Raw genomic sequence first — 20718 nt, 5'->3', positions numbered from 1 at the left:
AATGTTTACCTAGCTAACGCTTATGATCCGACCAGTCTGTGCGTCGATCGTGAACTGCACGAGTTCACCCTGACGCGTCGTCCAGTCGATGACATAAACTTTTTGTCCGTTCCTATCAAAGAGGCCGACGAAACGGCGCATCTCGCCTCCATAGCGCGACTCGATAGGACGTAGAATGTTCTTCAACGGGAGTATCTCTCCGCGCTCACGAGCATTACGCGCGTCATCCGCCGTGAAGGAATTGCTCCACTGGCCTTGCGCGGTGGCGCAAGGCGAGAAGGCGGCAAGGCCAACGCAGAGAGAAAGAATGATCCGTTTCATGAGACGGGTTATGCACCTTCGGCCCTGAATACATGCTGAATGACAAGCGGGGAGTTTAGTCAGAATTGAAGTCAGCTCAACGCTGGCGGGCCCATTCGCGAAGGCCTTCATCCTTCGGATCTTCAAGCGTGACCTCCAGCCGGGCATAAAGATGCCCCGGCGTATCCTTGAACTGAACGCCTTTATTGCGAAGGCGAAGCACCATCCCCGTATTGGCGCCCTCGGGGACTTTGAGGGTCACCGTACCAGCGGGCGTGGGGACCTCGATATTGCCGCCAAGTACTGCCGTCTTGAGCGGCAGCGGCACTGACATTCGCAGGTCTGACCCTTCACGCGTCCAGGTCTTGCTTGGGCGCACGTGAAGCTCCAGCAGCGCATCGCCCGGCGGGCCGCCTGTCTGCGATGGCTCACCCTGGCTTTTCAGGCGCAGCACCTGTCCCGTGGCAACGCCCGGCGGGATGGAGACATTCAGGCTCTTATTGTCGGCCATCGTCATCTGACGCTTCGCGCCGAGGACCGAGTCCTCGAACGAGATATCGACGCGGTAACGGATATCGGCGCCCTTGCGCGGCCCTGCCCGGCGTCTCTGGCCACCGAACATGCCGGACAGGATGTCCTCAAACGGATCGCCCTGGAACGAGCTGCCGTGCTGGCGGAAACCGCCGCCGAAGCCGCCGCCATAACCACCGCCTGCACCCGCAAAGCCAGTCGGGTTACCATCGGCATCGATTTCGCCCCGGTCGAACTGGGCGCGTTTGGATTCGTCGCTCAGGATTTCGAAGGCCGCTGACGCTTCCTTGAAGGCGTTCGCTTTCTTCTCGTCATTCGGGTGAAGGTCGGGGTGAAGTTCCTTGGCCTTCTTGCGATAGGCCTTCCGGATCTCCTCGGTCGAGGCAGATTTGGTCACACCGAGTGTCTGATAGGGATCGCGGGTCAAGGACGTCTTTCTCTTTCTTCAAACTGAAAATCCAATGCCTAGTTAGAGTGCGCCCGCGCCGATTGAAACCCACCTGCCTAAACGTCCATCAGCTGCGACTTCCGCGACACGCAGCTCATTCACCAAAACGTCCAGCGCGACAGCCGATTCCGGCGTCCTGAAATTCACGACTTCTGTGCCGTCTCGCAGGCCGACAACCTCAAAAAGGCGCGGCCCGGTCGGGTCCGGCAGGTCCCAGCTATCAGGGATGTCCGGCGCGCTGGCGAGCCAGCTCACCTGCATTCCTCCAGCCGTTTGCTTGCCCCGCAGCTGAGAGACCGGCCAAGGCAGCCCGGCCCTGTCTTCATGCCTGAAGACTTGCGGGTCAGACCCACCAGCCCGCCAGTACATCTCGATACCAACTTCGGCGCGCTTGAGCGCAGACGGCTCGAGCGCGTCATCGATGAGGACGACAAGCGCGCCCTGCCCTGCCGCAGCAGGCGCTGAGCCGTAGAGTCCCCGGAGCAAGCCGGACAGGAGCCAGCTCCCATCCTCCTGCAAGTCAGCCCTTTGAAAGGATAGCGCTTCCCACTCCTCCGCGCCCTGCACCAGCAGTGTGTTGGCACCGGCCAGCACGCTTTCAGTTTCAGCACTGGAGACTTCACCATCGAAGAGCTCAAGCACTATCTCGGAGCCGGTATCCCATCGGTGCGCCGGTCCCGCGACCAGCGGCGCGAGCAACCGCCCTATGGAAGCAGGCGCTGGCACGCTTGCCCGTACCGTCAGTCCATTCAGGCTCCGCCCCGCTTCGACGGAGACGGGTCCCACCCACGGCGATCCGGTCGCCGCGACCAGCGGACCGTTGCCTGACTTACCCGGCAGCGCTGGCGCATCGATCAGTATGAGTTCGGGCGCCGCCGGAATGAGCGCGGCGGTGCCCGTGTCCGGTACCGAGCCAGCGAGCACCGACACCGCCTCTACCGGCCGCGACAGCTCTAGCCTGCGCGCGATGCCGTCATCAGTGATGTCGTCAATCACCCAGTCTCCGGGCAGCGTCTCAACCGATATCCGGTCGCCCGGCTCCAATGCCAGAAGGTGCGGTGGGAGCGTGAGCGATGCACGCTCGCTTTCCACCGCCGCGTTCAGCAAGTCATTTGCGACGCGGCTTGCCTCAGCCTCGGACATGAGAAGCGGCAGGCTTGTTTCGATGCGGTAGCGCGCGTCGCCGTCCGGAAGGCGGGCATGGGCAACGGCGGGAGCATACCCGTCATCGGCGCTGATATGGGTGAGCGTGAGATGACCCGGCCGCTTGTCGAGCAGGACATGCGTCATCGAGGGCCCACCCCCGGCAATCTCACCGCCAGCGACGTTCAGCGCGGCGCTTCTTGATGCTGGCCGCAATGAAAGCCCAGCCTCGCTCTCACGGCAGCTGAACCGGTGCAGCGCCTGAAGCGGCTCCAGCACCGACCGTAGCGTCGAGGGCGCTGGCACGCCGAAACCCTCCACCAGACCGTCGAGCGAGCCTGCCTCTATCTCTACGCTCGACATGGCCGACAGGTCTTCGATCACGGCAGAGAGCGGTACAAGGCCTGCCCGCCCGTTCAGCCAATGACCAAGCGACCAGTTCGGGCCATCGCTCCAGACGTCCTCGCGAACAGGAAAGTCGGGCCAAGGCCGCGCATCCCACGCCCAGGCGAAAGCGGCGTCGACAAAGGACTGCGCCTGCCAATAGGAGAGCGACACCTCCAGCGCCCGCCGCTGCAGCACATCATTACGCGCGCCATCCGAAAAGTGCGGCAGAGCACTCTCGGAGCTTTTCGGATCATAAAAGACATTCGGCGCATTCGTGCCGCGGTCGACGGCTGGAAAGCCAATCTCCATGAGGCGGACGGGTTTCAGGCCGGGCGTCCAGCTGGTCGCCGTCGAGGAGCGCGTGCCGCCGAGCCTTGGATAGTGCGACTGGCTTAACCAGTTCGCGATATCCTTCTGCCGGAAGACCCAATGCTCGCCATGAGCACTGTCCGCGATCGGCGTTCGCTCCTGTGCCGCGCGTGCCTCCGCGGAGGCATAATACCAGTCATACGCCTCCCCGCCCTGAAGGTTGGCGGCGAGGTAGGCTGCGTCCGAAGCCCCTTCGAAACCTGCCAGCGCATCGAGATGATCAGACCCGCTCCGCCAGTCGCTGAGCGGCGGGTACCAGTCCACGCCAATGAAATCCAAATCCGGTGATGCCCAGAGCGGATCGAGCGGGAAGAGCACGTCGCCAGACCCGTCCTGCGGGACGTAGGCGCCATATTCGGTCCAGTCCGCCGCATAGGAGATGAGCGTGTCGGGCCCGAGAATGTCTCTCGCCTCTGCCGCGATCCCGATGAGCGCCTCAACGAATGGGAAGGCGCCGGTCTCATCGCGAAGGCGCGTCAGGGCGACCATCTCGCTACCGATCAGGAAGGCATCGACACCGCCCGCCTCAACCGCAAGGCGCGCATGGTGCAGGATGAAGTGACGATACCCGAACGCGCTGTCGGTGCCGACGAAGGTGTCGATCTCTGTGCGCACCGATGCCGTCCCGTTCAGCAGCGAAGTGATCCGTCCGCGCCACGAGAAAGCGCCCTGCTCTTCCCCGCCGTAAGGGTCGGGAAATCCGTTTCCACTCGGAATGTCCATCAGCAGGAAAGGCGACAGCGTGACCTCGAGTCCGTCCGCCTTCATCTGCGCAATTGCTTGCAGAACCGACCTATCGGACGGCGTCCCGCCATAGTTCGCTTTTCCGCCCGACTGGCTGACGAGCCGCGCTTCCGCGCGTGAGAGACCCGCAACCTCCCAGCCGAAGGGCACGCTCATACGCTCACGGGTCTCGACACCTGGCCGAATGCGGCACGCACCTGCGCGAAGGTCATCCCCGAACCATGCGACCGTCAGGGCGGCGCGCCGAAGCTGCGGGAAATCATCCTGCGCCTGCGCCAATGAGTGGGTGAAATTGGCTGCGCCGGCAGGGTTATTCATGTTGAGCGGTGTCTCGACCCCCGGGAAGCGCCGTTCACGGACGACATCGGTCGCATAGGCGAACTCACCTGTCGCGGGGATGATGTCCAGCCCCTCGACGACGCGCCGCAGGCTGCCCTCATCTTCCAGCGCACGAAAGACCTCAAAGCTGAGTTGCGGCAGGCGATTGCCGAAGCGGTCCAGCGGCAAGTCCTCGAAGACGATATAGGCCGTCCCGCGATAGGCGGGCGCATTACCTGCGCCTTCCACCGCTTCAATCAGCGGATCTGGAAGCTGGCTCTCATCGCCGCGATAGAAGCGGTGATTGATGTCGGCGAGCGCCAGCACTTCGCCATTCGCCCAGATGCGCCCGACCCGCGTGACGGGGCCCTGCGCGATCGCGACAGCGAAGCTCACCGAATAGCTGTAGTCATTCAGTTTAGGGCCGCCCTTTCCGGCTGATCGCTCGCGGCGCTTTTCCTTGAACCGGGCCGCCCAGATCACCTGTCCACCGACCCGCGCGCGTCCATAGACAAGCGACAGGCCCGCGCCCTCGCGGCTCTCCATCAGGTGAAGCGCGCTCATTCGCGGGCCGTGAACGTCGCTGGCGAAAGCGCTGTCCACGGCCCGGCCCGCAAGCCCGCCCAATGCGCCGCCAAGGGCAGCGCCTGAAATCTCCGCTCCCAGCAGGTTGAGACCGCCCGGAAGCAGCGCGCTGCCAAGGGCCGAACCGGCCTGCGATAGAATGATCTGTCCCATGAGTATCAGTCCTCCAGACCGGGAAATGAGAAAGCGCCGGCGATGCGCCGCCGCCACCAGGGCACCAGCCGGGTCGCGCATACGCTGCGCCCCCAATAGGCGTGGATGATCGTGTCAGGACTGGTCGCGATGGCGCAGTGCTTGGCCGCGCAGCCTGCGCCCATCCGAAACATCAGGACATCGCCCGCATTCGCCGCGCCCACCGGGATTTCCCGCAACCAGATGCGCCCAGCCTCCAGCAGCGTGTCGTCACTGCTGATGTCTGCCCAGTCCGGCGTATAAGGCGGCACAGGTTCCGGCTCCGCGCCGACAAGTTCGCGCCAGACGCCGCGTACGAGGCCGAGGCAATCAGCCCCCGCGCCCCTCCGGCTTGCCTGATGCTGATAGGGCGTGCCCAGCCAGCCGCGCGCGGCCTTGACGATGTCGGCACGTCTCATCGACGGCCTCCATCATTGCCTGCCGCTGCGGGCCCGGAAAGCACGAAATCCTGTCCGGGCAGATGCGGAAATCCGCGATAGTTTTCGGCGTTCGAGAAGACATCGCGGCAGGTCTCGAATCGCTTGTCGCAGCTCTGCCCATCCACACCCGCAAGTCCGCACCTTGCATCGCCCAGCGCGGCATCGCAGCGGCGCGAGACGAGACGGCCCACTGGCCGCTCGAGTTCTGCCTTCAGCGAAATCAGCTCGGCCTCGAACTGGTCACCGCGCTGCGTGATCTCACTCAGAAAGCCGGTCCAGATGAGGATGCAATCTTCGGTCGACTGCCAGTCCACGCGGTAAACATGCACCCGCGCCCGCGTCCACAGACCCGCAGCAAGGTCTGCCTCTGTCAGCGCGTCCGCGACAAGCGCGCCGTCACCGCTCGCCCGGCCGGGCCGCAAGCCGCCGGCAGTTTCAAACCTCGCCGCCGAAAGGGCCGCGCCGGGGCTGTAGGTCAAGCCGTCAAACGACAGTGCACGGTCATGATCCGTCAGTCCCAGCGTAAAACCGTCCCGCCGCTCTAACCGCCAGCAGAGGCAGGTGGTCGCCGCGCCGCTCGCGAGCCTCGCCTCAAACGCTTCGCTTATCTGTTTCATGTTGCCCCCGCTCAGAAAATTTCGACCAGAGGTAAGCTCACCACCCGCCCGGATCCGGCCGTCTCGAAGCTCACTTCCAGGGCGTCCGTGTCGAAGCGCACCGGCCAGTCATATTCGAAGCCTGCTGTGAGGATGGCTCCCGCTTCCGGGGCGACGTCGAAGGTGACCTCGCCCGTCACATCGTCCACCTCCCACCCACTGAGGAGTTCGGCGCCATTCACGCCGATGCGCACACTCCCAGGGGCAGGTTTCAGGACGGGGCGCTCAATGCCGCCATCCGCCATAACCAGCTGGAATACGACGCGGGCCCCATCTCCCGTGCCAAGCGCTTCATCTGTGGGCGACACGGCCATGCCGGGCGCTGCGCTGGAGAAGGCGGCCGGGTCACGAAAGCGGAAGCCTGACAAACGCCCGCGCCGCGCATTGAAGAAACTGACCAGACTGTCGAACGCCTCCACATTGAGCGGCGGTGTCAACACGTCCCAGCGCCGCTGTGGACGCGACCAGCGGGCATTGCGCACTTCCCTTCCGCTCGACAGCACCAGCGTCTCGGTCTCCCAGACAGGCCCGCTGACAGAGCCAAACCCGGGCGGCACCGGCAGGCGGCCTTCGTGAAATCCTGCAAGGCTCATGTGAACCTCCGCCCGATTGCGGCGGCTTTTGCCACGGCCTTGGAAAGCTCGCGTGTCGAGGTGGCTTGTGTGGCAGCTACACTTGATCGCGGCAGGTTGAAGGTCAGCGACGTACCCGCCCCGCCAATACCAGCCCGCGCGAGCGCCGCCTCTGCCGCAATACTTGCCAAGTCCGCCAGAACCGCCCGCGTCATCTGCGAGAAGTCGAGCTCGCCAGACCGCGCGGCGCGCGACAGGGCCGCTTCTATGCCTGCGCCTGCCTCACTGAAGGCGGCCTCAAGCGACGCCGCCGCGGCCTGTCCCGGCCCCTCTGCGAGAGCGGCCAGCGCATCGCCTGCGCGGTTCAGCTCTGTCGTGAAATCATCCATTCGCCTCTGTCCTTTCATCCGGACGTGTGTTCATCATCAGGTCGAATTGCTCACGCGGCAGCGCCGGACCGGAAGGGGTCGTCAACGCGCGCCATTCGCGCAGGCTCAGTTTCCAGAATTGCGCAGGCGCGACCCCCATAAGGGCCGCCGCGCGCAGCATTTCACTCCACGCCAGCACGGAACGCCTCCGCTACGGCCGCCGCAGCGGCTGCCGGCTGGATGTTGAGCTGCGCCAGCTCTTCCGGCTCCAAGCGTTCTCCGCCGCCGTTCATCAGTATAGAAACAAGCTGCAGGAACTCCGCTGCCGACAGGCGTTTCAAGCGCGCCTGAAGGTCTGCCAGAGATGCACACCCGAAGGCGCTCTCGATCTCGGCTAGCGCACCTAGCGTCAGGCAGAGGACCCGCTTCTGGCCAGCCACGTCCAGGCTCACTTCCCCCCGCGCGCCGTTCATGCGCTTGCCTCGAATGTGATCTGTCCGGCGCTCTGCAGGTCGATCGAGAAGGTCGCCTCGCCATCGAAACTACCCGCCCAGCCAAGCTGCGCGATCTGGAATGGCCCGGTGAAGTCTCCAAAGCCCGGCACGCACAGCTTGAAACTGCAAAGCTCCCCCGAAAGAAACACCGCGCGAAGCCGGGCGTCACTGGCCGCATCCTTGAACAGGCCGCGTCCCCGCACCCGTATGGAGCGCAGCCCTGCCTCGCCGAGCAGTTCACGCCAGCCACCCGGGCTGTCCATGCTCGTCGCGTCCACACTCTTCTGTTCGAGGTCGAAGCTGCTTGTGCGGATGCCCGCCACCGTCGAAAAGGTATCCGGCGTGGCGCCGTCAGAAATCTTGATCAGGACGTCGCGTCCTCTTTGCCCGCTCATTCGCCCACTCCCTCAAGAATAATCCGCACCCGGAGCACACCACGAAACTCACGAAGGTCCGGCGTGCGCATCACGTCGCTATAGAGCGTCTGGGACAGCACACTTCGCAGCCCTTCAGAGGCAAAGGAAAACGCGTCCATCACACGGCGAAGCTCGCTTAGAATGCCCATCGCCTCAGCGCGCCCACCCATCCGGCTTCGCAAGCCAAAGCTCAGCGTATGAGCGCTTCCGGCATGGCCTGCACTCCCATTCGGGCGCACATCGTGGCGCTCCAGCTCGACACAGGGAAAGACGGGCTCATCGCTATCGCCATCAAAGATCCGCGCAGGATTTCCGAGATAGGCCTGCACACCCGCATCGCTGCGCAAAGCCTCCATCACGGCAAGCTGGAGCTCTGTCTCGACGCCTGATGGGAATGTCGCTGCGCTCATAGCCGCACCTCACGGCGCGCAGCGATGATCGCCTCTGCCGCTTCGGATACGATGACATCACTGCTGCCGCGCCGATAAGCGGCGTCGGCCATGACCAGCACCGCAAGCGACAGGTCCTCTGGCACATCCGCCGCGCCGCCAAACCCAGCAACGAAATCGACGTCCACCCGCGCGCCTGCCTCTATCGCTGGCAACCAGCTGCCTTGGCGCGGGCACAGGCGCTGGCCATCCAGCACGAAGCGGCTGGTCAAGTCGGTCTCAACCTCCCCCGCCCAGCTCCGAACAGACACAAGCTCGCTGACAGGCCCGGCGGGCAGCCTGACACCAGACCTCACCATCAGGTCACGCGGCCAGACCGCAAAGCTCCACCGCAGCGTCCGGCGCACCAGGCACAGCCCGGCTTGCGTTTCCAGCGCCGCGCGCGCCCCGGCGATGAGCGAGGTCACCAGCTCATCTTCGCCGTCATGCCCGATGCGCAGATAGGATTTCGCCTTTGAAAGAGACACAGGCTCTTCGTCTGGCGGTGTAAGAACCGTCAGCGTCATAATCGTTTTCCATCTATTGAGAGCTGCCTGCCCGACGGGCGACACGAGGCGGTCGCGGTACGGGGCGGTATCAGCCTGCGATCGCTCGCAGGCTGACTTTGGTGACCGCGCTAGAAGACCATGGCCTTGATGGCGTCGAAGTTCTGGACGCCGCCGCCCACACGCTTGGTCGTGTAGAACAGGACATATGGCTTGGCCGAGTAGGGATCGCGCAGCACCTGCGCGCCCTGCCGGTCTACGATCAGATAGCCGCGCCGGAAATCACCAAAAGCGATCGCCGCATTGCCCGTACCGATGTCCGGCATGTCTTCCAGTTCAGTCACCGGATAGCCGAAGATCGTCTGCCCCTCGCCATTCATGCCAGCGCGCCAGAGATAGCGGCCGTCCGCATCCTTCAGCTTACGGACGGATGCGACCGTCTTGCGGTTCATCACGAAACGACCATTGGAGCGGTACTGGCTCTTAGGCGTCTGGATGAGGTCGATGATCTGGTCACCCGCATCGCTGGCGGTAAAATCGCCCGCGACCGAGCCGATCTTGCCCCAGACATGGCTCGCCTCAGCGACGACATCATAATCGAGGAAGCCCCTCGGCTTGCCGTCGCCATCACCTGTCACGAAGGCTGCGCTCTCCTGAATGGAGAAGGCTGCCTCGACCTCATCGGCCAGCCAGGCATCGACGTCGGCATAGCTGTCATTGAGCAGCGTCTGCGTCGCTGCTGGCATGGCATAGAGCTCGCCCGCAGGGAATTCGAGCAGGCTGAGCCCCGCCGTCGTCGTTTGCGCCCGCGCGCCCGTTTCAGCAACCCAGGCCGCACCGACACCGAGGCTGACAGGCTTGCGGTAAACGCCTGCCGTCGTCTGGCGCACGCTTGCAATCTGACGCATCGGCGAGGCCTGCATCAGCCTTGCCTCAATCAGGCGATCGAGTTCCGGCGGCGCTGTATAGCCGCCCTGATCATCGGTGCCCGCAGACAGGGATTTGACATCCAGACGTGCCAGCCCACTCTCATCGCCGCTGCGCAGATAGCGCGACCAGGCCTCGCCCTGCTCGGTGCCCGATCGTGCTGGTGAGGCTTCTTCCGGGCGGGCAGCTTTCAGGCTGATCTCATCAAGGCGGCGGTCCAGCTTTTTCAGCTTTGCATCCAGCAGCGGGTCATGCGTGCCCTTCGCCTCGATCTCGGCAAGGCGCTCATCATTGGCCTGCTTATAGGCCTCGAACGCCGCCAGCACGTCGGCTGTCGCAGCAGCGCCTGCATCGGCTGCCATCTTCGTTTCCTTGGTCATTCTTCTCCTTCCTCAGGCCGCCCGCGCGGCCCCTCCAATCTGTGTGAACCGGGCGAGTGGCTGCATTGGCGCGGCCACCAGCGATATCTCGACAAGGTCTATGTCGATGAGGTCACGCCCGCCTTCGGGCCGGGGCTTCCAGAGCCGCGCGCGAAAGCCGATAGACAGGCCCGAAAGCCCAGACTGAATTGCGCGCGATGCGGCAGCGCCATCAATCAGCCCGCGGACGAAAAGCCCGCGACCATCCTCGACAAGGCGCGTCCAGCGCCCGGCGATTGCACCGGACCGATGCTGCAACAGCATGGGCACAGCGCCCGCTCTCAGGCTGCGCGCAAACGCACCGGCCCGCACCACGTCGCCAGACAGATCCGCCGCGCCAAACAGGGCCGCATAGCCTTCAACCAGAAACGGCGCGGTTTTCATGGCTTCGCCTCCAGCCGGGCTTCAATCCGGTCCAGCTGGTTCTCGATGGCCGCGAGATGGGCTTCCACGCGCGCCAGTCGCTCGGCGACCGGGCGTGCAATATCCGCGCGCTGTTCCAGCATGGAAATCCGCTCTGCCGCGGCCCCTGCCCAGACGAGCGCCCCGCCCGTCTGAAGCGCGAGCGCCAGAATGAAACCGGCCGTTATCTTGCGCTCGATCATTGGCTGAGCCCCGCGAGCACACGCTTCTCTTCGGTGGTCAGGAAACTCGCCGCCTCAAGCCGCGCCCAGAGTGCATCACGCTCACCTGAAAAGGCTGGCACATTCTCAAGGTCCGGGCGCACCTCGACATCCTCGAACCGTCCCGACAGCCAGACACTCAACGCGTCGGCAACCTTGTGGACCAAAGGCAGAACCGTCAGGCGCCAGAAGGCGAGGTTCGCTTCCTTATAGGTCGCATATGTGTTGTCGCCCGGAATGCCGAGCAGCATGGGCGGCACGCCGAAGGCGAGCGCGATCTCTCGCGCGGCCGCATGGCGCGTGCCTGCAAAATCCATCTCTGCGGGGGACAGTGACATCGGCTTCCAGTCGAGTCCGCCATCGAGCAGCAACGGACGCCCGGCATTCGCCGCACCCGAATGCGCGCTTTCCAGCTCTTCCTTCAAACGGTCGAATTGCGACGGCGTCAGGCCCGCCCCCTCGCCGTCATAGACCAGCGCGCCAGAGGGCCGCGCCGCATTCTCGATCAGCGCTTTTGCCCAGGCTGCGGCGCCATTGTGCAGATCCAGCGCCTTGCGCGCCGCCGCCAGTGGGGAAAGCCCCATCACGCTGTCAGACGGGTGATAGAGTTTGAGGTGCAGTACAGGGCTCCAGCCATCGGCCTCGCGATAGATGATCCGCTCGCCGCGGCGCTTGCGCACGGCCCATCCGATCAGGCCGCCTTCGCTATTCATCTGTAGACGGACGGTATTGGCGCGCAGCCCGTAAAGACCTTTGGGCGTGGCCTCCCCGGCTAGCGTCACGGCCTCTGCCCAGGCATTGCCCGTAATCTGCAGATCGCCATAAAGCCGCTCTAGCAGCACCCTGCCCGCTTCATCTGGCGACGGCCGCGACAGGAGCGCGCTTACATCTTCATCATTCGTCGTCAGCGGTATGGACGCGGCCGCCTCCGCAATCATCCGCACGCAACGGTAGGCGATTGCGTTTCCGGCATAGCCATCGCGCATCAGCGCGCTCGCATCATGACTGCCCCAGCCTGCGCCCGGCAGGCTCGCCAATGCGATAAAGGAGGTCTGCGCCGAACGCGTCTCGACTGTCTGCCAGGGCCATCTCATCTATCACCGCTCTCCTTCGCTTGGGGCGCTCCGCTAAGGCGCGCCCCGTGTTTTTCAGCGTTGATGAAGTTCTAGCCGGGAGAACCCTCCGGTCGGACGAAATGGCGGGACGCCAATAGTGGCGGCTGGATCGCGCGGGACACCGCAACATCCGTCCCAGTACGAAACTACCAGAGCTGACGAATGCTCGGCTGACGCCCGGTAGCTGTCTCCAGCGTCGTGATTGCCCAGACCAGTGCATCCACCCTGTCTGGTGAGCCCTGCATCCCGCTGCTGCCAAACTGCAGCATCTCTTCTTCCAGTTCGGCAAACTGTCCCGCATGCGACACTCGCCCGCGCTCATAAAGCGCGATCACGGGCGCCGCCCGCGCTGTCTTTGAAAGCCGCGCATGCACAAGCTGGATCGGCACATCGCACCCGCCTGACCGCAAGACGGAACGGACCAGTTCACCGCCCTGATTGGCTTCGGCAACAATCCGGCTCGCGCCCATACGGACCGCCAGCGTCACGGCCGCTTCAGCCCATACTGCAGGCGATTTTCCCAGAAGCGTTGCATCCTCCAGCACCCAGAATTGAACGCCACCTCCGGCCGCATTGGTCGTTCCTGCCGCGATCAGGCCGCAGGCATCGGCGCCTTCCCCGATACTGACAGGTGGGTCGACCGCGACGATGATATCGCCGAGCTTTGACGGCGGCCTGCCCGCACGCGCAGCCAGCAGCATTGCGCGGGTCCAGAAAGCACCGTCTTCGGCCTCGAGAAACTCACCCTCCAGCTCCTGACGGCCAAGACGCGTGCCACCCATGCGAGCCTCGATGTGCGAGATGAAGGCAGGCGATAGGAAGTCGGCATTGTCCCGCGTGGCGCTTCGAGTGACGGCCACACCGCCCTCACTCATCAGCTGACGGATGAGCGGCGTTCGCCGCGGCGTCGTCGTTATGACCGCGCGCGGATGCCGCCCGAGGCGCAGGCCAAGCTGCAGCATCTCGAATGTATCCTTGTCTTTCTTCCAGGCGGCCACCTCATCGCACCAGGCCCCGTCAAATTGCGGGCCGCGCAGACTGTCAGGGTCCTCAGAAGAAAAAGCCTGCGCCACCGCGCCATTCGGCCAGACGAGCCGCCTGCGGGAGCTTTCATAGACAGGCGGCGCCTCGCCCGTCCGCGCGATCTGGCAGAGGCCGGAGACCCCGTCGATCATCGTCTCACGCACATCATGCAGGGTCGGCCCGACCAGAGCGATGGAACGCAGCCCGCCAAACAGCGCGCCAAGTCGCACCCATTCAGCCCCAGCCCGCGTCTTGCCAGATCCCCGCCCGCCAAGCGCCAGCCAGCTATTCCAGTCGCCAGCGGGCGCGCACTGCGGGCCACGCGCCGTCAGCACAAATGGCAGGGCCGCATCGCCCGCCAGCTCATTCACTGTATCTGTCATCGCCCGCAGACTAGCTGCGCAGCCAATACGGTCGGAGAGATTGCCGCCCCGCCCCAGCCTGCTAAGCTTGGCAGCGTGGGGAGGAAGCCAACATGTTCCTGTTCTTGCTCTGGTGGTGCGTTGACGACCACCTTGCTGCCGCGCTGGAAACACCGGGCCTCGGCACCCTGCCGATCTGGGTCCCGCTGATCCTGTCGCTCGCCTTCAGTTTCACGCTCCAGGGCGCCGTCAAGAAACGCAAAGACTAAGCGTGGCCGCTACATCTCCACTCTCAAGCGCCCGGCCCGCGCCTGCGGCCGGCTCATCTGCCGTCTCATGGATCTGGCGACAGGTCTGCGCCCTCATTCTCCGGGTCGGGAGCTGGAAGGTCGATGGCGACTGGCCGCAGGCCGACAAGGTCGTCCTCGTCGCTGCCCCGCACACCTCGAACTGGGATGGCTTCTGGATGCTCATGGCGGCCGGATACTACCGGGTAAAGCTGCGCTGGATGGGCAAGAAATCCCTCGTTGATCATCCGCTGGGAGGCTTCATCCGCTGGCTTGGCTGCGTACCTGTCGACCGCGATGCCGCCGGTGAATTCGTCGACCAGATGGCAGGCGCTTTCGACGCTGCAGACAGGCTCGTCCTCGCCGTCGCGCCAGAAGGCACGCGCGCGGGCACTGTTGTCTGGAAGAGCGGCTTCTACCGCATCGCCCTTCGCGCCAAGGTGCCCCTGCTCATCACCGTTCTCGACTATGGGTCACGCACGATCACGGTACGCGGCCTGTTCCAGCCGACAGGCGACTACGCCGCCGACCTGCCGAAGATACGCTCATACTATGCAGGCGCGCAGGGCCGCCACCGCGCAAAGTTCTCGATGTCGGAGGACGGCGAACCCTAGTTCGGCTCAGACACCTGCACGACCAGCTTTCCGAGGTTCTTGCCTGTGAAGAGACGCTCCAGCGAAGATGGCGCATTCTCAAGCCCTTCGACCACGTCGGTCTCGAACTTCAGCTTGCCTTCCATCAACCAGCCAGCCATCGCCTGCATCCCTTCCGGGAAGCGCTCGATATAGTCGGTGACGATATAGCCCTTCAGCGTCACATGCCGCATCAGCAGCATGGAGAAGTTGTACGGCCCCGGCACCGGCTCGGTCGCATTGTAGGATGAGATCAGGCCGCAGAGCGGCATGCGCGCAAAATCATTCAGGCGCATCAGGATCGTGTCCATGATCTCGCCGCCGACATTCTCAAAATTGATGTCGATCCCGTCCGGGCAATGGCGGTCCAGCGCCGCGCCGACATCTTCTTTTTTGTAATTGATCGCGGCATCGAAGCCTGCGGTCTCGGTCAGCCATTTGCACTTGTCATCAGAGCCAGCAATGCCAACGACGCGGCAGCCCTGGATCTTCGCGATCTGGCCAACCATGGAGCCTACAGCGCCCGCAGCCGCCGACACCACGACTGTCTCGCCCGGCTTAGGCTTGCCGATATCCATCAGGCCGAAATACGCCGTCATCCCCGTCATGCCGATCGGCCCCATGAAAGCCGTCAGCGGCACACCCGGCAGCTCTGGCAGCTTGTTAACCTCAGCACCCGACTTCACCTGATAGAGCGACCACTGGCCAAGCCCGGTATTGACGATGTCGCCTGCCTTGAGTCCGTCGAAACGGCTCTCCTCGACGACGGAAATACCGCCGCCGCGCATCGGGTCACCAATCTGGACGGGCGGCATGTACTGCTCGCGGTCAGACATCCAGATGCGGTTGGTCGGGTCCAGCGACAGATAAATGGTCCGCAGGCAGACCTCACCGTCCTTCAGGTCGCGCACCGGGCTTTCGACAAGGTTGAGGTCGCCCTCGCCCACATCGCCGACAGGCCGCTTCTTCAGGATCCAGGTCTTGTTCATTCGTGCCACGGCGAGTTCCTCCAGCTTCATGCATCTCTCTTACATGCTTGAAGCGCAGAACGCGCGGCGAGATCAATACTGACCTCACGGGAAGCGGCCCGGGCGGAACGCCTCGCCCCGCCCGCAGCGTCTAGTTCGTGGCGCCGGTCACTGCATCGACGGGGATGTCGTAGTGGCGCGCACAGAACTGGCAGTCGACGCCCAGCGTGCCGTCTTCTTCGGCCATCTCCCGCAGCGACTCGTCCGGCATGCCCGACAGTGTGTGGCGCAGTCTTTCTTCATTGCAGGTGCAGTTGTCGTCCAGCGGCTCTGGCGACTGCATCCGCACCCCGCCCTCATGGAACAGGCGATAGAGAAGATCCTGCGCTGGCAGCTCCTCTGAACAGAGCTCATCAGCTTCGAGCGTGTTGAACAGCGCCATCGCCTCGCGCCAGCCCTCGTCTGTGTCGCCGCGCGCGTCATCGCTTGCCATTTTCTGGATCATCATGCCGCCAGCATGCCACTCACCGGCCGCGTCCCGCTTCACGGATAGCGCGAGACAGGTCTGCACTTGCTGCGACTGATGGAAATAGTCCTCAGCACACTCAGCCAGAGAGCCTTTCATCAGTGGCACGATGCCCTGATAGGGCTGAACATTGCGATTATCCTGGATGATGATCAGCGCCAGCGCACCTTGTGGCCCGAAGAGCTGCGGCATGTGCGGTTTCTCTCCGCGGTTTACCTTCTCCAGATAGGCCCAGCGTTCGGCCTCATAGCGGGAATAGGCGCGCACACTGCCATCAGTGCTGTATTCGCCGACCAGCATGGAGACAGGCCCGTCACCCTCTGCCTGCGCCAGGATCCGGCCCTGAAACTTCATCGCCGACCCGATCAGCGTAGACAGCAGAACGGCTTCACCGAGGATTTCTCCAAGATGGTCTGGATAGGCGTGACGCTGTAGTATTGGCGACAGGGAACGCGGCCCCATGCGCGCAATGCGCCCGGTAATCGGCAGCGCGTCAGAGGTGAATGCGGCCACGAAATCATCTTGCGCTGGTGATACTGAGCTCAATTTCAGTCCTCGCTATCTCTCGTCTTCGCGCGTCATGTGGCGGCTTGCATGTCCACAGACAAGAAGCAGGCTGCAGGCCCTGAAAACCGGCCGAATGCCTGACTGTTACCGAATTCGGTGAAATCGCACATATGCCCGAAAGCGCAATTTAAGCTCAATTGTCTAAGCGGGAGTCCCAGTAGACTAAAAAGGACGTCGCCGTGCTTTCCAACCTGCGTTCATTCCTGACACTTGAGCCAGAAGACGTCGAAGTCAACCGCGCCCGGTACGCGGCCCTCAGCAAGCAAGTCCCATTGATGTACAGCATCCTTGGCATCAACCTGCTTGGCCTGTCCCTCACCCATTTCGGCTCGGCGCCAGATATGATGACGGTCTACATACCAGCTGTCATGCTCGGCTTCATGGCGCTAAGGGCCCTCAAATACTTGCGGACGCGCAATACAACGCTGACCGATGCGCAGGTTTTCTCCAGCCTTCGCAACACTATCCTGCTTGTTGTCCCGGTTGGCGCCATCTTTGGTGTGTGGGGAATCCTGTTCCTGCCCTTTGGCGACACCGGCCAGAACGCCCAGGCCATCTTTTTCAACGCGGTGTCAGTCTCAGCTTGCGCTTTCTGCCTCGTCCATCTGCGACAGGCCGCCATCCTCGTGCTGGCAACAGTAACGCCGTTGACGTGTATCCTGCTCTTCTCGCAAGGCTCGTTTGCCTACACGTCGGTCGCCTTCAATCTCGCGCTCGTCTCTGTTGTGCTGGGGCACATTCTCATCAATATCGAGCGCGACTTCGTCCAGCTGGTTGAGCAGGAACTGGAACATGGGCGCCAGCGAAACAAGCTCCAGGCCTTGTCGGAAGAAAATCACCGGCTTGCCAACACGGACAGCCTGACCTCCCTGCCAAATCGCCGCCAGTTCCTGTTCGAGATCGATGAACTGGTTGAGCAATGCTCCGGCAGCGACTGCACCTTCGTCGTCGCCCTGCTCGACCTTGATGGCTTTAAAGCCGTCAATGACGTCTTTGGTCATCCGGCAGGTGACGCCGTGCTGATTGAGACCGCCAGCCGCCTGACGGAAGCCTTCGCCGACTATGACGTCACAGTGGCCCGGCTTGCGGGCGACGAATTTGGCCTGTTGATCCGCAGCGAGCTCAGCGATGAGGACGTCACAAAAGTCGCGCGACAGGCCTGCGAGATGCTTCGTCAGCCCTACGATTTCGACGATGGCTCGGCCAATCTGTCAGCCACCATCGGCCTTGCACGCTTCCCACACACTGCCGACACGCGCAGTCACCTCTTCGACCGCGCCGACTATGCGCTCTATTACGCCAAGCATCACAACAAGTCCGAACCGGTCTTCTTCTCTCAGGAGCATGAGCGGCTCGTCTTCGAGAATAGCGCCATTGAGCAGGGCCTGCGTCATGCAGACCTCGAAAAGGAGATGTCGGTGGAGTTCCAGCCAGTGCTCGACCTCAATAAGGGGCACACCTGCGGCCTGGAGGCACTTGCACGGTGGTACTCGCCAACTCTCGGAAACGTTCGCCCCGACCGTTTCATCCAGATCGCCGAGAATTCCGGCATCATCGGCCGCTTGAGCGAAACCCTGTTCCGCAAGGCCGTCACGGAAGCCTGCCATTGGCCGGGTGAGTTGACGCTCAGCTTCAACCTCTCAGCCGTCAGCCTCAACACGCCGGGCGCTGTCTCGCGTCTGCTGTCCATTGCCCGCAAGGCCCGCTTCCCGGTTTCCCGTCTTATCTTTGAGATCACCGAGTCGGCCGTTCTCAAGGACTTCGAAAGCGCGCTCGACGTGCTGGAAGAGATCAAGGCTGCCGGTGCGCGCATTGCCATCGACGATTTCGGCACCGGCTTCTCCAGCCTCGCCTATGTCCACCGCTTGCCGATCGACGCGTTGAAGGTTGACCGCAGCTTTGTCCGCGACCTGACCCACAATCAGAAAAGCGCGAACGTGCTTCGTTCAATCCTCGACCTCTGCGAAAATATGGGACTGTCCTGCGTCGTCGAAGGCGTCGAGACCCAGGAACAGTTCGATCTGATCAGCGATCTTGGCGCCGGCCAGATACAGGGTTTCTACTATTCGAAGCCACTCTCTGGCGGCGACACCCAGATGGTCCTGCAGATCGAGTTTCACGACCAGCTCCTGTCGCTGGCGAGCTAGAGCGTTTCCGACTTTGATGGAAACGCGGAAGCGAGCAAGGCGAGCCCGGCGCGAATGCACCGCCCCCGCGGAGCTTCGGAGCCGGTCGCGCAGCGATCATTTGATCCAGTGGATCAAATGAAGGCGGAGAAGGCCACGCCAGTGGCAGCTTCAACGGGCTGGCGTGAGCGCAAACAAACCGACGACCGATCCCGCTGAAAGCGGAATTGGTCTAGGCTATTTCACCCAGGCGCCCGGCGCGTTCGACCGGTAGCCGAGGGCCCGGTAGGCCGCATCGATGAGAGACTGGCCGCGCTCATTCATCAGCAGGCCAAGGCCCATCTGTGACATCGTATAGCTGAAGGCGAGACCGCATTCGGGGTCAGCAAAGCCGATATGGCCACCCGCGCCGACATGGCCGAACGCTTCCTTGCCGATAATGGCCGACTGCGCCTGCGCCCCCGGAAGCGCGCGGTTGTCCATCGACTTCATGAAGCCGGACGCAAAGCGCGTTGGCACCAGAAGCGTCGCATCCCGCTGGGTCGCCGTGGACACCATCGACATGGCCGACACGCGATCCTTTGACACTAGAGAGCCATCATTCACGGCCAGCGGCGTGTACATGGCGACCTGACCGCGCGCATTCGAAATACCGCCAGCCCCGCCAATCTCAGCCTTGTGCGCATCCTTGTCATTGGCGCCCCACCCGCCATTATTCAGAAAGGACAGCGCCTGAATGGAGGTCGGGTCCCCCATCAGAAGACCCGCAAAATCAGAGACCGGGTCACCCTTCTGTGGGATGTAAGGCAGTATATCAGCGATGTGCGGCTCAACGCCGTCCGGCAGGCCGATCCAGAATTTCGCCCCCGTCGGCCCGGCCACTTCATCAGCAAAGAACTGCCCCAGCGACTTGCCGGAAACGCGGCGCACCAGCTCGCCGACCGTCCAGCCAAAATTGACCATATGATAGCCATTGCGCGTACCCGGCTCCCACCAGGCTGGCTCGTCTTCCATGCGCTTGATCATGTAGTCCCAGTCGAGGAAGCCCTTCTCTTTCACCGGCTCCCGCAGCGCTGGAATGGCGCTCTCATGGTTCAGCATCATCTGGACCGTGGTCTTTTCCTTCCCGGCCTTCGCAAACTCAGGCCAGTAATTCGAAACCGGCGCCTGCAGCTCAAGCTCGCCGCGGTCGATCAGGATATGCGCGCAGATCGCAGTCGCAGCCTTGGTGCAGGAGAAGACAATCGAGACCGTATCCTCACGCCATTCCTCGCCCGTCTTCACATCCGCAACGCCGCCCCAGAGGTCGACCAGCGTCTCACCGCCAACACTGAGGCAGACCGATGCGCCCTTCTCGCCGCGCTCGGCGAAATTGCGCTCAAACTCTTCGCGGACTTCAGCAAATTTCGGATCGCAATGCCCGTGGACCTGACCTGACATGACGCTCATTCCTCCCATATCTTTTGACGCGGATATGAAACGAGCGCCCGCGCGATATCAAGCAGAGAGATATCTGACGCAGGGTCAGCTGAAGAAGACGAGATAGGTCGCAAAACCGGCAAACAGTAAAAGTCCGCCAACGAAGATCTCGACATCGTACTTTTTGAGAATCTTCTCGGCACTCTGACCAACGATCATCACAAGAGTGGCGATAACAAGAAACCGGATTGAGCGCGAAGCCGTCACAGCCACGATGAAAAGCAGGACCGAGAAGCCAGCCGCGCCTGCAGCCGCCACACCGACCTGGAACGGGAACGGCGTCACGCCAATCATGAACAGGGTCGTGAACCCATCCTCTCTCAGTTTCTGAAGTGTCGCGTCATAGGTTTCCTGCGCGCCAAACATGGAGATCATTGGCTGCAGCAAGTCATCCGCTAGAACTGCGCCCAGCCAGTAGATGAGCAGGCCGCCCAGCACATTGCCGAGCAGTAGCGCCAGCGCGACAAGCCAGGCCTGTTTGCGCTTCATTACCATCATCGGAATATAGACGGGCTCCATCGGCACGACGACAAAACTGCCTTCGAGAAAGCCAACAAGAACAGCGATGGGATAGAAAAGCGGACCCTTGGCCCAGGATGCAATCTTGGCCCGTACGGACTGGTCGGGCTGCTCTGTCAGGGTCTCCGTCATGCATCGCAAACGGTTATTGGAACCGCGATGTTCCCTTCACCACTGGCAAAGCCGCATGGGACTTAATGGCACTGTATTGACCTGCCAGAGCGGTGACCTACCTGCGCTGAGGCCCCGTGCAGGAGGAAGATTCCAAG

At 62.9% G+C, this 20718-nt stretch carries 24 protein-coding genes; 3 read left to right on the top strand and 21 right to left on the bottom strand.

Annotated elements, in window-relative coordinates; translation table 11 throughout:
- Positions 1-9: 9 nt before the first annotated feature.
- The 17 genes from KUV46_11550 to KUV46_11470 form a co-directional block, all read right to left on the bottom strand.
- Positions 10-321: a hypothetical protein gene (locus KUV46_11550; GenBank protein ID QYI99972.1), complete on the bottom strand. Its 312-nt coding sequence runs from the start codon at positions 319-321 to the stop codon at positions 10-12.
- 76 nt (positions 322-397) lie between these two features.
- Complete coding sequence (locus KUV46_11545) at positions 398-1258, bottom strand: J domain-containing protein (GenBank protein QYI99971.1); 861 nt, start codon at positions 1256-1258, stop codon at positions 398-400.
- Positions 1259-1300: 42 nt separating this feature from the next.
- On the bottom strand, positions 1301-4978 hold the full coding sequence (locus KUV46_11540) for a glycoside hydrolase/phage tail family protein (protein QYI99970.1): 3678 nt from the start codon (positions 4976-4978) through the stop codon (positions 1301-1303).
- 5 nt (positions 4979-4983) lie between these two features.
- Positions 4984-5415, bottom strand: a complete 432-nt coding sequence (locus KUV46_11535) for a C40 family peptidase (GenBank protein ID QYI99969.1) — start codon at positions 5413-5415, stop codon at positions 4984-4986.
- Positions 5412-5660: a phage BR0599 family protein gene (locus KUV46_11530; GenBank protein ID QYJ02400.1), complete on the bottom strand. Its 249-nt coding sequence runs from the start codon at positions 5658-5660 to the stop codon at positions 5412-5414. The genes KUV46_11535 and KUV46_11530 overlap by 4 nt, the downstream gene beginning before the upstream one ends.
- A gap of 404 nt (positions 5661-6064) precedes the next feature.
- Complete coding sequence (locus KUV46_11525) at positions 6065-6685, bottom strand: DUF2460 domain-containing protein (GenBank protein QYI99968.1); 621 nt, start codon at positions 6683-6685, stop codon at positions 6065-6067.
- Positions 6682-7053 (bottom strand): hypothetical protein, encoded by a 372-nt coding sequence (locus tag KUV46_11520; protein ID QYI99967.1) that lies wholly within the window; start codon positions 7051-7053, stop codon positions 6682-6684. Before KUV46_11520 ends, KUV46_11525 begins: the two co-directional genes overlap by 4 nt.
- Entirely contained in the window at positions 7046-7231 is a 186-nt protein-coding gene (locus KUV46_11515) for a phage tail assembly chaperone (GenBank protein QYI99966.1), read from the bottom strand. The genes KUV46_11520 and KUV46_11515 overlap by 8 nt, the downstream gene beginning before the upstream one ends.
- Positions 7215-7472 carry a gene transfer agent family protein gene (locus KUV46_11510; protein QYI99965.1) on the bottom strand — a complete coding sequence of 86 codons (258 nt, stop codon included), beginning with the start codon at positions 7470-7472 and terminating at the stop codon, positions 7215-7217. Before KUV46_11510 ends, KUV46_11515 begins: the two co-directional genes overlap by 17 nt.
- Positions 7473-7501: 29 nt before the next feature.
- Positions 7502-7921, bottom strand: coding sequence for a phage major tail protein, TP901-1 family (locus KUV46_11505; GenBank protein ID QYI99964.1), 420 nt, complete (start codon positions 7919-7921; stop codon positions 7502-7504).
- The gene (locus KUV46_11500; protein QYI99963.1) at positions 7918-8352 is read right to left on the bottom strand and encodes a DUF3168 domain-containing protein; all 435 of its coding nucleotides are present in this window, start codon (positions 8350-8352) and stop codon (positions 7918-7920) included. Before KUV46_11500 ends, KUV46_11505 begins: the two co-directional genes overlap by 4 nt.
- The gene (locus tag KUV46_11495) at positions 8349-8897 is read right to left on the bottom strand and encodes a phage head-tail connector protein (GenBank protein QYI99962.1); all 549 of its coding nucleotides are present in this window, start codon (positions 8895-8897) and stop codon (positions 8349-8351) included. The genes KUV46_11500 and KUV46_11495 overlap by 4 nt, the downstream gene beginning before the upstream one ends.
- 110 nt (positions 8898-9007) lie before the next feature.
- Positions 9008-10183, bottom strand: coding sequence for a phage major capsid protein (locus tag KUV46_11490; GenBank protein ID QYI99961.1), 1176 nt, complete (start codon positions 10181-10183; stop codon positions 9008-9010).
- A 12-nt stretch (positions 10184-10195) separates the two neighbouring features.
- Complete coding sequence (locus tag KUV46_11485) at positions 10196-10606, bottom strand: HK97 family phage prohead protease (protein ID QYI99960.1); 411 nt, start codon at positions 10604-10606, stop codon at positions 10196-10198.
- Positions 10603-10827 carry a hypothetical protein gene (locus KUV46_11480; GenBank protein ID QYI99959.1) on the bottom strand — a complete coding sequence of 75 codons (225 nt, stop codon included), beginning with the start codon at positions 10825-10827 and terminating at the stop codon, positions 10603-10605. The genes KUV46_11485 and KUV46_11480 overlap by 4 nt, the downstream gene beginning before the upstream one ends.
- Complete coding sequence (locus tag KUV46_11475) at positions 10824-11939, bottom strand: phage portal protein (protein ID QYI99958.1); 1116 nt, start codon at positions 11937-11939, stop codon at positions 10824-10826. The genes KUV46_11480 and KUV46_11475 overlap by 4 nt, the downstream gene beginning before the upstream one ends.
- 167 nt (positions 11940-12106) lie before the next feature.
- Positions 12107-13366 (bottom strand): terminase family protein, encoded by a 1260-nt coding sequence (locus KUV46_11470; GenBank protein QYI99957.1) that lies wholly within the window; start codon positions 13364-13366, stop codon positions 12107-12109.
- A gap of 92 nt (positions 13367-13458) precedes the next feature.
- Here KUV46_11470 and KUV46_11465 point away from each other — a divergent pair, with 92 nt between their 5' ends.
- Positions 13459-13614, top strand: coding sequence for a hypothetical protein (locus tag KUV46_11465; protein QYI99956.1), 156 nt, complete (start codon positions 13459-13461; stop codon positions 13612-13614).
- A gap of 2 nt (positions 13615-13616) precedes the next feature.
- Positions 13617-14246: a 1-acyl-sn-glycerol-3-phosphate acyltransferase gene (locus KUV46_11460; protein QYI99955.1), complete on the top strand. Its 630-nt coding sequence runs from the start codon at positions 13617-13619 to the stop codon at positions 14244-14246.
- Here the strand turns inward: KUV46_11460 and KUV46_11455 are convergent.
- Positions 14243-15283: an NADP-dependent oxidoreductase gene (locus KUV46_11455; protein QYI99954.1), complete on the bottom strand. Its 1041-nt coding sequence runs from the start codon at positions 15281-15283 to the stop codon at positions 14243-14245. The two genes, KUV46_11460 and KUV46_11455, sit on opposite strands and share 4 nt — an antisense overlap.
- A 100-nt stretch (positions 15284-15383) precedes the next feature.
- Positions 15384-16271, bottom strand: coding sequence for an Hsp33 family molecular chaperone HslO (locus KUV46_11450; GenBank protein ID QYI99953.1), 888 nt, complete (start codon positions 16269-16271; stop codon positions 15384-15386).
- Positions 16272-16504: 233 nt separating this feature from the next.
- Here KUV46_11450 and KUV46_11445 point away from each other — a divergent pair, with 233 nt between their 5' ends.
- Positions 16505-18472 carry an EAL domain-containing protein gene (locus tag KUV46_11445; GenBank protein ID QYI99952.1) on the top strand — a complete coding sequence of 656 codons (1968 nt, stop codon included), beginning with the start codon at positions 16505-16507 and terminating at the stop codon, positions 18470-18472.
- A 216-nt stretch (positions 18473-18688) separates the two neighbouring features.
- On the opposite strand, the gene KUV46_11440 is transcribed toward KUV46_11445, so the two are convergent.
- Positions 18689-19900, bottom strand: a complete 1212-nt coding sequence (locus KUV46_11440) for a beta-lactamase family protein (GenBank protein ID QYI99951.1) — start codon at positions 19898-19900, stop codon at positions 18689-18691.
- Between the two features lie 75 nt (positions 19901-19975).
- Positions 19976-20581, bottom strand: a complete 606-nt coding sequence (locus KUV46_11435) for a VTT domain-containing protein (GenBank protein QYI99950.1) — start codon at positions 20579-20581, stop codon at positions 19976-19978.
- Positions 20582-20718: the final 137 nt, after the last annotated feature.

Source organism: Thalassovita mediterranea (assembly GCA_019448215.1).
GTDB lineage: Bacteria > Pseudomonadota > Alphaproteobacteria > Caulobacterales > Hyphomonadaceae > Henriciella.
This window is presented reverse-complemented; position numbering and strand designations above follow the sequence as displayed.

Coding starts and splice junctions, on each gene's coding strand:
- KUV46_11550 (QYI99972.1), bottom strand. CDS start 321: ATGAAACGGATCATTCTTTCTCTCTGCGTTGGCCTTGCCGCCTTCTCG.
- KUV46_11540 (QYI99970.1), bottom strand. CDS start 4,978: ATGGGACAGATCATTCTATCGCAGGCCGGTTCGGCCCTTGGCAGCGCG.
- KUV46_11535 (QYI99969.1), bottom strand. CDS start 5,415: ATGAGACGTGCCGACATCGTCAAGGCCGCGCGCGGCTGGCTGGGCACG.
- KUV46_11525 (QYI99968.1), bottom strand. CDS start 6,685: ATGAGCCTTGCAGGATTTCACGAAGGCCGCCTGCCGGTGCCGCCCGGG.
- KUV46_11520 (QYI99967.1), bottom strand. CDS start 7,053: ATGGATGATTTCACGACAGAGCTGAACCGCGCAGGCGATGCGCTGGCC.
- KUV46_11505 (QYI99964.1), bottom strand. CDS start 7,921: ATGAGCGGGCAAAGAGGACGCGACGTCCTGATCAAGATTTCTGACGGC.
- KUV46_11500 (QYI99963.1), bottom strand. CDS start 8,352: ATGAGCGCAGCGACATTCCCATCAGGCGTCGAGACAGAGCTCCAGCTT.
- KUV46_11495 (QYI99962.1), bottom strand. CDS start 8,897: ATGACGCTGACGGTTCTTACACCGCCAGACGAAGAGCCTGTGTCTCTT.
- KUV46_11490 (QYI99961.1), bottom strand. CDS start 10,183: ATGACCAAGGAAACGAAGATGGCAGCCGATGCAGGCGCTGCTGCGACA.
- KUV46_11485 (QYI99960.1), bottom strand. CDS start 10,606: ATGAAAACCGCGCCGTTTCTGGTTGAAGGCTATGCGGCCCTGTTTGGC.
- KUV46_11480 (QYI99959.1), bottom strand. CDS start 10,827: ATGATCGAGCGCAAGATAACGGCCGGTTTCATTCTGGCGCTCGCGCTT.
- KUV46_11475 (QYI99958.1), bottom strand. CDS start 11,939: ATGAGATGGCCCTGGCAGACAGTCGAGACGCGTTCGGCGCAGACCTCC.
- KUV46_11470 (QYI99957.1), bottom strand. CDS start 13,366: ATGACAGATACAGTGAATGAGCTGGCGGGCGATGCGGCCCTGCCATTT.
- KUV46_11465 (QYI99956.1), top strand. CDS start 13,459: ATGTTCCTGTTCTTGCTCTGGTGGTGCGTTGACGACCACCTTGCTGCC.
- KUV46_11455 (QYI99954.1), bottom strand. CDS start 15,283: ATGAAGCTGGAGGAACTCGCCGTGGCACGAATGAACAAGACCTGGATC.
- KUV46_11440 (QYI99951.1), bottom strand. CDS start 19,900: ATGAGCGTCATGTCAGGTCAGGTCCACGGGCATTGCGATCCGAAATTT.
- KUV46_11435 (QYI99950.1), bottom strand. CDS start 20,581: ATGACGGAGACCCTGACAGAGCAGCCCGACCAGTCCGTACGGGCCAAG.